The following is a 12667-nucleotide window of genomic DNA, read 5'->3' on the forward strand; positions in this document are numbered from 1 at the left end:
CGGCTTTCGCATCACGCAGGGAGAAGGGTCCACTTCATGGTGTCACTGTACGGAGCGGCCAAGACCGTCGTCGCGCCCGCGACCCGCATGGTGTGGCCCGTGAAGGCCGAGGGCGCCCACCACGTCCCGCGCACCGGCGGGCTGATCCTGGCCGCCAACCACCTGGCGCTCATCGACCCCCTGTTCATCGGCGTCGCCTGCCCGCGGCCGGTGCGGTTCATCGCCAAGCAGGAGCTGTTCGACGAGGGCACCCTGGCGCGCCGGACGTTCACGCGGGTCCTGCGCGGACTGGGCCAGCTGTCGGTGGACCGCCGCCCGGGCCAGAGCGCCCAGGAGGCCATGGACAACAGCCTGGGCGTGCTGGAGCGCGGCGAGGTCTTCGGGATCTTCCCCGAGGGCACGCGCTCCCCCGACGGCCGCCTGTACAAGGGCCAGACCGGACTGGCCTGGCTGGCGCTGACGACCGGCGTCCCGGTGGTGCCGGTGGCACTGGCCGGGACCGAGCGGATCCTGCCGCCGGGCCGCAGGGTCCCGTCGTTCAACCGGGTGGGCGTGCGCTTCGGCGAGCCGGTGGACCTGTCCCCGTGGAAGGGGCGGGCGGACAGGGCGCGGCCCCGCAGAGAGGCCACCGACGCCATCATGGAGGCGATCGCCAAGCTGTCCGGCCAGGAGCGGATCGCCCGCTACGCTTCCTCCGTCAAGGCGGAGCTGGAACAGGGCGGCCCCCGCGCGTGACTTTCGCCACAGTGTCCACGGGGCTGATTCGGCCTTGATGGAGCGTTGACCCCTGATTGAGGGGAGCGGAGAGCGGCCCCCGGGCACGCCGCGACCCCCGCCCCAGCTGGGATGCCGGGATCACCCGGCCGCCGAAGGGCCGGCCCGGACGGATCCGCATCCCGGGGACGAGGGCAAAATTCCCCACCAGTATAGTGGGAATTACCGGTGCCGACACCGGATAGATTAGGCAAGCCTTACCTTTCGATGGCGTCCGACCCTGGCGCGAAGACTTGGAGCTGTGCGATGACGCGACCCCTGCGAGTGGGAATCGTCGGTGCCGGTCCGGCGGGAATCTACGCCGCCGACCTGCTCACCAAGGACGAGACCCTGTCCGCGTGCGGCACGTCCGTCAGCATCGACATCCTCGACAAGCTGCCCTCCCCCTACGGCCTGGTCCGCTACGGCGTCGCCCCGGACCACCCCCGGATCAAGCAGATCCAGGGGGCCCTGCACAAGATCCTCGACAAGCCCGAGATCACCTTCTACGGCAACGTCGAGTACGGCCGGGACCTCAAGCTGGAGGACCTGCGCCGGCACTACGACGCGGTCGTCTTCTCCACCGGCAGCGACCGCGACCGGCCCCTGGACATCCCCGGCATCGACCTGCCGGGCAGCCACGGCGCCGCCGACTTCGTCTTCTGGTACGACTCCCACCCCGACGTCTCGCCGTCCTGGCACGTCGAGGGCACCAGCGTCGCCGTGATCGGCGCGGGCAACGTCGCCGTCGACGTGGCCCGCATCCTGGCCAAGAGCGCCGAGGACCTGCTGGAGACCGACATCACCGACAACGTGTACGAGGGCCTGCGCGCCAAGCAGATCACCGACGTGCACGTCTTCGCCCGCCGCGGCATCGCCCAGTGCAAGGCCACCCCGATGGAGCTGCGCGAGCTGGACAAGCAGCCCGGGGTCGAGGTGATCGTGTACCCCGAGGACTTCGAGATGGACGAGGGCAGCCTCCGGGCCTGCGACGACTCCAACCAGACCAAGACCAACGTCAAGGTGCTCCAGAACTGGGCGCTGCGCGACCCGCGCGGCGACGCGGTCCGCCTGCACCTGCACTTCCTGCACTCCCCGGTGGCGGTGCTCGGCGAGGACCGGGTCACGGGCTTCCGTACCGAGCGCATGGAGCTCACCGGCGACGGCGGGGTCAAGGGCACCGGCGAGTACGTCGACCACGAGGTCCAGGCCGTGTACCGGGCCATCGGCTACCTGGGCTCGCCCCTGGCCGACCTGCCCTTCGACGAGGAGCGCGGTGTCGTTCCCAACCGCGAGGGCCGGGTGCTGGACCTGGACGAGAACCACATCCCCGGCGTCTACGCCACCGGCTGGATCAAGCGCGGCCCGGTCGGCTTGATCGGCCACACCAAGGGCGACGCCCTGGAGACCGTCGCCAACCTGGTCTCCGACCGCGAGTCGTTCACCCCGGCCGCCGAGCCGGACCCGGTCGCGTTCCGGGCCCTGCTGGAGGAGCGCGGCGTGGAGTACACGACCTGGGAGGGCTGGAAGCGGATCGAGGCCCGCGAGGAGGAGCTGGGCGAGGCCCGCGGCCGCAAGCGCCTCAAGCTGCTCAGCCGCGAGGAACAGACCACGGTCGCGCGCCAGGGCTGACCCAGCGCGCACGTCCCCGGCCGGCCCCGCGCCCCTCTGCGGGGCCGGCCCCCTTTCCCCCCGGAAAGGCGCTCCCCACCGTGAGATTGCACATGCGACTCACCTCGGGAACATGGAACAACGGCCCGGTTCCATGGGTTAGAGTCACTGTTGGTCGGTGTGGTAGCAAGTGTCCCCCGGGCCTCAACTATTGCCTTCGCGGAATACCGCGTACGGCCCCCGACAGGGGTGACCGTGCGGTCAGGAGCCCCGTTGTGCCCCGCGCCGAGAGGCGACCGCCATGCCGACCGTCATCCTCGTGCCCCGCTCCCACTGAAGTGGGGGCGGGGCATCTTGGTATTCTCCCCGAAAAACGACGAAGGACGGTCAGGCGTGGACGAACGGTCCCCCCGGCAGCCGGATTCCTCCGGACCGCCCGAGGAGTCGGGCGATACCCCGACCCGGGATGTGCGCCCGGCGAACCCCTACCGGATCCCGCAGCGGTCCCCTGCCCCGGAGGGCTCCGAGGCCGACGGCGCCTCCGGCCGTCCCGACGCCTGGGACACCCCGTACCCGGCCGCGCAGGGGCCCACCGGCGAGTGGAGCACGCTGCGCGCCGACGAGACCCCTCCTACGGACACCTGGAAGGACTGGGAGACCCCGGAGCGGTCGGCCGAGGGAGCCGGCTCGGGCTGGTTCTCCGGCGAGGACCGCACCGGCGGCGCCCAGGACGCGGAACCCGCGGCCCAGGAGACCCCGAACCGGGCCGACGACGTGTGGAGCCGCCCGGCCCGGGAGCCCCGGGACGGCGGCGACGCGCAGCCGGCCGACGCCCCGTGGGGTGCCGGGGAGCCGGGCGGCTCCCGGGACGCCGCGGCCGACGCCTCGCGGTCGGCGGGCGGGTCAGACGACGCGAACCGGGACACCGGCGACGCCTACCGGGGTGCGCACAGCGGACCCCGGCAGGGCGCCTCCGCCTGGGACTCCACCGAGGACTCCTCCACCTGGGGCGCCGGAGGCCAGAGCGGCACCTGGGGAGAGCAGTCCCGCGGAGCGCACGAGGGCACCGATTCCGGGACCGCCTGGAACACCGGCGACCAGAGTCCCGGCGGTACGGACGACACCCCTTGGAGCGCGCACAGCGGACCCCAGCACAGCGCCTCCGCCTGGGACTCCACCGACGACTCCCCCACCTGGGAGAACAGCGATCGGGATGCCATCCGGGGGGACGCGAACAGCGGTGCCCGGGCGGGCGCCTCCGCCTGGGGCGAGTCCTCCGGCGGCACCTCCGGCACCGCCTCGTGGAGCGACGGCGGCCAGGGCTCCTCCTGGAGCGCCGACGACGGCGCGCGCCCGTCCGGCGTGGACGATGCCCCCTCCTGGGGCACCGAGGACCGGGGTACCGCCTGGGGCGAGCAGTCCCCCGGAGCGCACGAGGGCACCGGCTCCGGTGCCGCCTGGGACACCGGCGCACAGAACCCCGGCGGTACGGACGACACCCCCTGGAGCGCGCACAGCGGACCCCAGCGCAGCGCCTCCGCCTGGGACTCCACCGAGGACTCCCCCTCCTGGGGCACCGGGGGCCAGAGCGACACCTGGGGCGAACAGCCCCACGGAGCACACGAGGGCACCGATTCCGGGACCGCATGGAGCACCGGCGAACAGGACCGGCCCTGGGGGGACACCGCGAGCGTCCCGCAGCCGAGCGGCACCTCCTGGGACGAACAGCCCCGCACCGACGACTCCTGGAACACGCACAGCGGCCCGCAGACGAGCAGCGCCCGGAGTGAGGGGTCCGACGGCGAGGGCCGGGGCACCGGCGACCGCGAGGACTCCTGGGGCGGCCGGACCGGCGAGACCCCCCACGGCCCCGACACCGACGGCGGTTCCCGAGCGGCGGGCACCGGCCCCCGCCCGGTCGGCGCGGACGACTCCCCCTCCTGGGGCACCGGAGGCCAGAGCGACACCTGGGGCGAACAGCCCCATGGAGCACACGAGGGCACCGGCTCAGGTGCCGCCTGGAACACCGGCGAACGGGACCGGCCCTGGGGCGACACCGCGAGCGGCACCTCCTGGGGCGAACAGCCCCCCGCCGACGACTCCTGGAACACGCACAGCGGCCCGCAGGCGACCGCGGGCTGGGGCGAACAGCCCGGCGGTACCGGCGACGGCTGGGACGCGCAGCCCCGCGGAGCGCACCAGGGCCCCGGCGTGGACGGCGACGACCGGGACCCGTACGGCGACGATCCCCACCGGCAGGCCGAGGCCTGGAACGCCTCGGGCGGTGCCGACGGGTACGGCGACGACCCCCGGGGAGACGGACGGCCCGGCGAGCCCGGGTACGGGGACCGGTGGAGCGGCCCGCAGCAGGGTGCCGGTTCCGGCGGCGACGGCCGGGGCGGCCCCCCGCGGGACCCCGGCGGCACCGGCGACGGCTGGGACGACTGGGACGGGGAACGGCCCGACGGGGAGCACGACGGGGGCGCGGCCCCACGGGGCGAGAACTTCGAGTACCTCTACAACGGCGGCGACCCCGCGGCACAGCCGCCGGGTGAGCCGGAGCGGCCCCGGCGCAAGTCCCGGCGCGGGCTGGTCATCGGCCTCGTGTCCGCGGTGGTGGTGCTGGCCCTGGTCGGCGGCGCCGCCTCCTGGTACGTGCTGACCCTGCCGCAGCCGGAGGAGGCGACCGCCGAGTACGAGGCCGCCTGGGAGGCCCAGGAGTACGACCGCCTGGCCGCCGTCACCACCGGCGGCGACCCCGCCGAGGTCATCGGCGGCATCGCCGACGGGATCGGGGTGGAGAGCTTCGACGTCACCGTCGGGGAGCCGGTCGTCGACGGCGGCGCCGGCACCGCCTCCTACGAGGTGGCCGTCGGCCTGTCCAACGCGGGCGACTGGGGCTGGGAGGGCGAACTCCCCCTGGTCCGACAGGACGGGGAGTGGCTGGTGGACTTCTCCCCCGAGGTGGCCTTCCCCGGCCTGGCCGAGGGCGAGAGCCTGGCGCGCACCGCGGTGTGGGGCGAGCGGGGACGGATCCTCGCCGCGGACGGCACCCGACTGGACACCCCGGACATCTCCGGCTCGCTCCAGATGCTCGTCGGCGGGATGGGCGAGGCGACCGAGGAGGACGTCGAGCGCCTGGGCCCGGCCTACCGGATCGGCGACAACGTCGGCACCAGCGGGCTCCTGAGCACCTACGAGGCGCGGCTGGCCGGACAGGCCGCCACCACCATCCTCAAGGTGGAGGCCGGCACCGACGTCGACTCCGTGGAGGTGACCGACGAGAACACGGTCGTCAGCCTGGACGGCGCACCCGGTGAGGACGTCGTCACCAGCATCGACATGGGGGTGCAGAACGCGGCCGCCAACGCCATCATCGACTCCTCCGACCCGGCGGGCATGGTGGCGATCCGCCCGTCCACCGGCGAGATCCTGGCGGCGGTCAACGTCCCCGGCGGCTTCAACCGCGCCTTCGAGGGCCGCTACCCGCCGGGGTCGACGTTCAAGGTCGTCTCCTACAACGCCCTCCTGGACGGGGGCATGTCCCTGGACAGCCCGTTCGAGTGCCCCAAGGAGTACAACCCGGGCGGCTGGGAGTTCACCAACGCGGGCGGCGCCGAGTACGGGTCGCAGACGATGACCGAGGCGTTCGCGACCTCCTGCAACACCGCGCTGGTGCAGGCGGCCGTCGACAACATCGACGCGAACACGCTGCTGGCCAGCGCCGAGCTGTTCGGGATGAACGCCGCCCTCAGCATCGGCGTCCCGACGTTCGAGCCGGTCTACCCGCTCTCCGAGGGCGCCGTCATGCTGGGCGCCCAGGCCATCGGCCAGGGCCAGGTCGAGACCTCGCCGCTGCACATGGCCACGGTCCCGGCGGCGGTCGCGGACGGCAACTGGCGGGCCCCGCAGCTGGTGACCGAGCCCGTCGCGGAGGACCTGCCCGAGCCCCGCCCCATCCCCAACGCGGAGGCCCTGCGCACGATGATGCGCGCGGTCATCACCGAGGGGACCGCCGAGGACCTGCCCTTCCAGGGCGAGGTGTACGGCAAGACGGGCACGGCCGAGTTCGGCACGGCCGAGGGCGAGGACGAGGAGCTGCCCAGCCACGCGTGGATGGTCGGCTTCAAGGGCGACGTGGCGTTCGCCGTGGTGGTGGAGGGCGGCGGGGGCGGTTCGTCCGTCGCCGGCCCGATCGCCGCGGACTTCACGAACGCGCTGTGACCCGCGGCGGCGGGCGGCTCCGGCCGCCCGCCGCCCGGCATCCGGGGCGCGCGACTCCCTCCGCGGAGGGGGTCGCGCGCCCCGCGTGTTCCGGGTCCCCGCCCTGCCGGGCCGCTCGGAACCCGCACCGGTTCCCGGGTCGCCGGCCCGCGGGACGCGGGCCCCGTCCGGAACGGGCGCGGTCCACGAGTCCGTGCGCCGGGGCACGGCGGAGCGGACACGGTGGAGCGGACACGCGGGATCAGCCCCCGAAACGGAGAGATGCCGCCGGGCCCGCGCACCGGTAGACCGGCGGCGCCGGGACCGCGATCCGACGTACGGCCCCCGCCCCCGCCGCCCGGGAGGGCGGACACGGCGAAGCCTCCGCGGAGCCTTCCGCGGAGGGGCCCGGCGGCGCGGGCGGCCCGCTCCGGTCCGGCCCGGAGCGGACGCGCCCTACCCTTCGGCGGGCTGCGCGGTGGTCTGCGCCGGCGCCGCCGGTTCGGCGGGCTGGGAGGCTCCGGGCGTGAGGACGAACAGCAGGACCAGGAGCGCGGCGGTGACCGCCGCGATCAGGCCGCAGGCCGCCCACGGCTTCCAGCCGCCCAGGCCGGGTTCGGCGGGTGCGTCGGGGTCCCCGAAGGATTCCAGGCGTCCGGCGAGCTCCGGGTCCTCTTCGCTCAGCCGTTGCTCGATCTCCTCCAGGATCCGCCGTTCGTGTTCTCTCAGGGACATGGCACCCTCCTTCAGCGGCCGGGGGAAGGACTACTGTCGCCACCGGGTGTCCTACAGTCTCCCCAGGGGAGCGGGAGGATATCCCGCCCCGCGCGGGATTTCCCGGCCTCCCGCGGACCCCGCAGGTCACCGCCGCGGACCGTCCCGGCATGCGGGACGACCGTCTCAGGGGTCGGTCACCCGGGGTAGCACTCGGCCTCCGCCGCCTTCACCCCGGCCCACACGGAGTCCCCGCGCACCAGCCCCAGTTCGGCCAGCGCGGCGGGGCTGATGTCGGCGGCCAGGTCGAGCGGTCCGGTCAGGTGCACCCGCACCTGGTCGCCGAACCGCTCCACCCCGTCCACCTCCAGCTCCCACAGGTTGCGCGGGCTGCCGTCGGGGCGGCTCCGGTACAGGGCGACCGCCCGGGGCGGGAAGGCGACCAGCGCGGGCCCGCGGTGCGCCCGGTGCACCCGCACCACCGTTCCGCCGTCCAGGGCCACCACCGTGCCGTCGGCGGTGCCCCGGAACAGGTTGAGGCCCACCAGCCGGGCCACGTAGGGGGTGCGGGGGCGGCGGGCCACCTCGGCGGGCGCGCCCTCCTGGACCACCCGGCCGCCCTCGACGACGGCGATGCGGTCGGCCAGCACCATCGCGTCCAGCGGGTCGTGGGTGACCAGGACGGCGGCGCCGTCGAACTCCTCCAGCAGGTGGCGCAGCCTGCCGCGGACGTGGAGGCGGGTGCTGACGTCCAGGGCGGCCATGGGCTCGTCCAGCAGCAGCAGGCGCGGGCGCACCGCCAGGGCCCGGGCCAGCGCCACCCGCTGGGCCTGCCCCCCGGACAGGCCGCGGGGCCGGGAGCGGGCGTGGTCGGCCAGGTCCATGTGGTCGAGCAGCTCGGCGGCCCGGGCGCGCGCGTCCGCCTTGGACTCCCCCTGGCAGCGCGGCCCGAACGCGACGTTGTCCAGCGCGCTCATGTGCTGGAACAGCAGGTAGTCCTGGAAGACCATGCCGATGGGGCGGCGCTCCACGGGTGTGCGGGTGTGGTCGCGGCCGTCCACCCGCACGTGGCCCCCGGTCAGCGGGAGCAGCCCGGCCAGGGCGCGCAGCGCCGAGGACTTTCCCGCGCCGTTGGGGCCCAGCAGGGCCAGCACCTCGCCGGCCGCCACGGACAGGGAGACGTCCAGCGCGAAGTCCCCGCGGTTCAGGCGCAGGTCGGCGGAGAGCACGCTCATGCCGTGTTCACCCACCTCTCGCGCAGGGTGGCCAGCACGGCCAGGGACACCAGGAGCAGGACCAGGCTGAGCACGATCGCCGCCTCGGGGTCGCGCTGCATCGCCATGTAGACGGCCAGCGGCATGGTCTGGGTGGTGCCGGGGAAGTTCCCGGCGAAGGTGATGGTGGCGCCGAACTCGCCGAGGGCGCGGGCCCAGCACAGGATCGCGCCGGCACCGATTCCGGGGAGCACCATGGGCAGGGTGACGCGGGTGAACACGGTGACCCGGCCGGCGCCGAGCGTGGCCGCGGCCTCCTCGTAGCGGCGGTCGGCGCCGCGCAGGGCGCCCTCCACGCTGATCACCAGGAACGGCATGGCCACGAACACCTGGGCCAGGACGACCGCCGCCGAGGTGAAGGGGATGGTGATCCCGAACCACGCGTCCAGGTACCGCCCGAGCAGGCCGTTGCGGCCCAGCACCAGCAGGAGGGCGACACCGCCGACGACGGGCGGGATGACCAGGGGCACGGTGACCAGGGCGCGCACCAGCCGTCGGCCGGGGAACTCGGTGCGGGCCAGCAGCCAGGCGAGCGGGACGCCGAGCACCAGGCACAGGGCGGTGGCGACGGTGGCGGTCGACAGCGACAGCCACAGGGCGGCCAGCACCTCGGGTTCGGTGACCCTGCCGCCCATGTCCGCCCAGGGGGCGCGCACCACCAGTCCCAGCAGGGGCAGGACGAGGAAGGCGACGCCCGCCAGGGCGGGCAGGACGAGCGGCCAGGGCGGGCGGCCGGAGCGGGCCCGCAGGGCGGGCCCGCTCCGTCGTGGACTGCGGGTCACGGGGTGCCGAACCCCGCCCCGGCGAGGGCCTCGGCACCGGTCCCGGACAGCACGAAGTCGATCCAGGCCTCGGCCGGGTCGGGCGCGGGCGCGTTGGCCAGCAGCGCGATCGGGTAGTCGTTGACGGCCTCGTCGGCCTCGGGGAAGGCGATGCCGGTGACGGCCTCCCCGGCGGCGATCACGTCGGTCTCGTAGACGAGCCCGGCATCGACCTCGCCCAGTTCGACCTTGGTGAGGACGGCGCGGACGTCCTCCTCGTAGGTGACGGGCGTGATGTCGAGGCCGGCGGCGTCCAGCGCGGTGACGGTGGCCGCGCCGCAGGGGACCTCCTCGGCGCAGAACGCGACGGCGGTGTCCTCGCCGGCGAGGTCGCCGAGGTCTTCGATCCCGGCGGGGTTGTCGGCGGGCACGGCGATCCGGAGGGTGTTGGTGGCGAAGACGGCGCCGTTCGCACCGTGCTCGCCGGCCCACTCCGGCGCCAGTCCCTCGCCCTCCACGACCTGGTCCATGGTGGAGGTGTTGGCGGCGGCGAACACGTCGGCGGGGGCGCCGGAGTTGATCTGGGCGGCCAGCTCGCTGCTGCCCGCGAAGTTGAAGACGACCTCCACGCCGGGGTTGGCCGCCTCGAACTCCCGCGCGAGGTCCTCGAAGACGTCGGTGAGCGAGGCGGCGGCGAAGACCGTCAGCTCGCCGGTGGGCCCCTCGGACCCGGTCTCCCCGGCCGTTCCGGGGCCGGCGTCCGGGGCCGAGCAGGCGGTGAGGGCCAGCGCCGCGGCGGCCAGGGCGGGGATGAGCCGGGAGGGGGCGTCACGCATGGTGTTCTCCGGTCGTTTCGATGATCACGTTCGTGGACTTGACCACGGCGGTGGCGAGGGTGCCCACCTCCAGGCCGAGTTCGTCGGCGGCCTCGCGGCTCATCAGCGAGACGACGCGGTGCGGTCCCGCCTGGATCTCGACCTGGGCCATGACGGTGTCCCGGACGATCGCGGTGACCAGCCCCCGGAAGCGGTTGCGCGCGGAGGAGCGGTGGCGGTCGGGGTCCTGGTGGGACACGTCGCGCAGGAAGGCGGCCAGGTCGGCGCCGTCGAGGGTGCGGCGGCCGGAGGCGTCGCGGGTCGCGCCGAGGCGCCCGGCGTCGACCCAGCGGCGCACGGTGTCGGCGCTGACGCCGAGGAGTTCGGCGGCCTCGCTGATCTGGAAGGTGGGCATGGGACGAATCTACCCCTCGCAGTTGCGAGGGTGTTAGGGCCCCTGGGTTGGCGGATCACAGCTTTTTCTCGCCCCAAAGGCCGCATGTGTCAGATGAACGTCCCAACGGGGGCGCCGGGGAGGCGGCTCACCCGGGCCAGGCCGCGAGCAGGGCGACCAGCAGGAGCCCGTCGAACAGCACGGACAGGAACACCGCCGGGGACCGGCCCGCGCCCCTGCGCTGCTCGCCGGCTCGGGCCGGTGGAGCGGCTCGGCGGCGACCGGGCGGGGGCCGCGGCCGGTACCGGTCAGCCGCGGGGGTCGGCGATCTCGCCGACGGGCCCCTGGGCGCGGTAGTCGTCCAGCGCGGTGACCGCGTACACGGTGTCGTCCCCGGCACCGGTGTCGGTGAGCGCGGTACCGCCGGTCAGGCCGACGAGGTTGTCGGGGGTGAGCGCCTCGCACGCGGTCTCGTCCCCGGCCTCGGCCGCCCCGGCGGGCAGCGCGTACACGGCGTAGAAGCGGGCCCCCTCGGCGGCCTCCCAGGACACCTCCACCCCGTGGTCCCCGGCCTCGGCGGCCACCCCGGGCACGGTGCCCACCCGGGCCTCCTCCTCGCCGGAGTCGGTGCGCGGCGGCAGCGCCGGCGCGGCGTAGTGGCCGCCGAGCAGGTGGTCGACCGCGTCCGGGTTGTCGCGCATGCTCTTGATGGAGAAGTAGATGTCGCCGCCCACCTGCTCCGACTCCCCCGAGTAGTCGAGCTGGACGGACAGCGCGTCGTCGCCGGTCCAGCCGTCCTCGCCCAGGCGGTAGGCGGCCTGGCCGATGTAGAGGTCGACGCCGGTGCCCTCGACCTCGTCGGCCCACCAGTCGGTCAGCGCCTCGTAGTCGGCGGTGTCGAAGCCGCGCTCCCAGTACAGCTGGGGGGCGACGTAGTCGACGCTGCCCTCGCGGATCCAGGTCCGGGTGTCGGCGTACTGGGCGTCGTAGGACTGGAGCCCGGAGCTGGGCGACCCGGAGGAGTCGGTGGAGTCGTTGCGCCAGATGCCGAACGGGGAGACGCCGAACGTCACCCAGGGCTTGGTCTCCTGGATGGCGCCGTGCACGTCGGCCATGAGCCGGTCGACGTTGTCGCGGCGCCAGTCGCCGCGGTCGTCGAAGCCGTCGCCGTGGGCCTCCCAGGAGGCGTCGTCGTCGAACTCCTCCCCGTCCTTGGGGTAGGGGTAGAAGAAGTCGTCGAAGTGGACGCCGTCGATGTCGTAGCGCTCGACCACGTCGGTGATGACGCCGGTGACCCACTCCCGGACCTCGGGGTTGCCCGGGTCCATGTAGGCCTCGGTGCCGTAGTCCACCAGCCACTCGGGGTTCTGCTTCACCGGGTGCCCGTCCACCAGGTTCTCGATGTCGGGGTCCTGCAGGCCCACGCGGTAGGGGTTGAACCAGGCGTGCATCTCCAGGCCGCGGGCGTGCGCCTGGGCCACGGCGTACTCCAGGGGGTCGTAGCCGGGGTCGCCGCCCTGCGCGCCGGTGAGGTAGCGCGCCCAGGGCTCCTTGTCGGAGGCGTACACGGCGTCGGCGGTGGGGCGCACGTGCAGGAACACGGCGTTGAGTCCCATGGCGACGGCGTCGTCGAGGTAGGCGTCCAGTTCGGCCTGCTGCTCCTGGGCGGGCAGGCCGGGCTCGGACGGCCAGTCGATGTTGCGGACCGTGGTGAGCCAGGCCCCCCGCATGCTGCGCTCGGAGTCGGCCGAGCAGAGCGCGTCGGCGGCGCGCACGGTGCCCCCGCCGCCGCTGGCGCCGTCGCCGGGCGCTCCCCCGGAGGCGCCGGCCGCGCATCCGGCGAGCAGGACGGTGGACGCGGCGGCCGCGGTCGCCCACCGCGCGGTGCGCGGTGCGGTCGCGGCCCGTGCCACAGAACCCTTCAATGCAGCGTCTCCTCTGGAAGCGGTGGGGCGGCGCCCGTCCCCGGGGCGCCGTGCCGTGGACCAGAGTAGAGGACAATGTCAATTTTCAGACACGATTCAGCCAATCTGTGGATAACCTCGCACAAGCCGCGGTGGGGGAACATTTCCTCAGGTCAACGCGGTCACCGCGGACTCCCAAGGTTTTCCCGGGTCCCGGCACGGAAACCGTCGCGCGCCC

9 protein-coding genes are annotated in these 12667 nt (G+C 74.3%); 3 read left to right on the forward strand and 6 right to left on the reverse strand.

The annotated features are described in order from the left end of the window. The first annotated feature begins 39 nt into the window (after positions 1-39). The 3 genes from BUE45_RS25805 to BUE45_RS25815 all read left to right on the forward strand — a co-directional run bounded on the left by BUE45_RS25805 (position 40) and on the right by BUE45_RS25815 (position 6588). A complete protein-coding gene (locus BUE45_RS25805; RefSeq protein ID WP_073383034.1) occupies positions 40-735 on the forward strand; it encodes a lysophospholipid acyltransferase family protein in 696 nt (231 codons plus the stop codon). Between the two features lie 303 nt (positions 736-1038). Beyond that, on the forward strand, positions 1039-2385 hold the full coding sequence (locus BUE45_RS25810; RefSeq protein ID WP_073382886.1) for an FAD-dependent oxidoreductase: 1347 nt from the start codon (positions 1039-1041) through the stop codon (positions 2383-2385). Between the two features lie 372 nt (positions 2386-2757). Beyond that, positions 2758-6588, forward strand: coding sequence for a penicillin-binding transpeptidase domain-containing protein (locus tag BUE45_RS25815; RefSeq protein WP_245833474.1), 3831 nt, complete (start codon positions 2758-2760; stop codon positions 6586-6588). A 435-nt stretch (positions 6589-7023) separates the two neighbouring features. On the opposite strand, the gene BUE45_RS25820 is transcribed toward BUE45_RS25815, so the two are convergent. From BUE45_RS25820 to BUE45_RS25845, 6 genes are all read right to left on the reverse strand, one after another. Then, positions 7024-7302, reverse strand: coding sequence for a DUF3040 domain-containing protein (locus BUE45_RS25820; RefSeq protein ID WP_073382888.1), 279 nt, complete (start codon positions 7300-7302; stop codon positions 7024-7026). Positions 7303-7478: 176 nt separating this feature from the next. Beyond that, complete coding sequence (locus BUE45_RS25825) at positions 7479-8516, reverse strand: ABC transporter ATP-binding protein (protein WP_073382891.1); 1038 nt, start codon at positions 8514-8516, stop codon at positions 7479-7481. Continuing rightward, complete coding sequence (locus BUE45_RS25830; RefSeq protein ID WP_073382894.1) at positions 8513-9337, reverse strand: ABC transporter permease; 825 nt, start codon at positions 9335-9337, stop codon at positions 8513-8515. The genes BUE45_RS25825 and BUE45_RS25830 overlap by 4 nt, the downstream gene beginning before the upstream one ends. Further along, positions 9334-10152, reverse strand: a complete 819-nt coding sequence (gene modA / locus BUE45_RS25835) for a molybdate ABC transporter substrate-binding protein (protein WP_073382897.1) — start codon at positions 10150-10152, stop codon at positions 9334-9336. Before modA ends, BUE45_RS25830 begins: the two co-directional genes overlap by 4 nt. Next, positions 10145-10546 carry a TOBE domain-containing protein gene (locus tag BUE45_RS25840; RefSeq protein ID WP_073382899.1) on the reverse strand — a complete coding sequence of 134 codons (402 nt, stop codon included), beginning with the start codon at positions 10544-10546 and terminating at the stop codon, positions 10145-10147. Before BUE45_RS25840 ends, modA begins: the two co-directional genes overlap by 8 nt. Positions 10547-10833: 287 nt before the next feature. Continuing rightward, positions 10834-12450: a glycoside hydrolase family 10-like protein gene (locus BUE45_RS25845; RefSeq protein ID WP_245833475.1), complete on the reverse strand. Its 1617-nt coding sequence runs from the start codon at positions 12448-12450 to the stop codon at positions 10834-10836. Positions 12451-12667 lie beyond the last annotated feature (217 nt).

The sequence above is a fragment of the Nocardiopsis flavescens genome (genome assembly GCF_900141985.1).
GTDB lineage: Bacteria > Actinomycetota > Actinomycetes > Streptosporangiales > Streptosporangiaceae > Nocardiopsis > Nocardiopsis flavescens.

Bases quoted from the DNA above. Each gene is read 5' to 3' on its own strand.
- BUE45_RS25840 (WP_073382899.1), bottom strand. From the start codon at position 10,546: ATGCCCACCTTCCAGATCAGCGAGGCCGCCGAACTCCTCGGCGTCAGC.
- BUE45_RS25820 (WP_073382888.1), bottom strand. From the start codon at position 7,302: ATGTCCCTGAGAGAACACGAACGGCGGATCCTGGAGGAGATCGAGCAA.
- BUE45_RS25825 (WP_073382891.1), bottom strand. From the start codon at position 8,516: ATGAGCGTGCTCTCCGCCGACCTGCGCCTGAACCGCGGGGACTTCGCG.
- modA (WP_073382897.1), bottom strand. From the start codon at position 10,152: ATGCGTGACGCCCCCTCCCGGCTCATCCCCGCCCTGGCCGCCGCGGCG.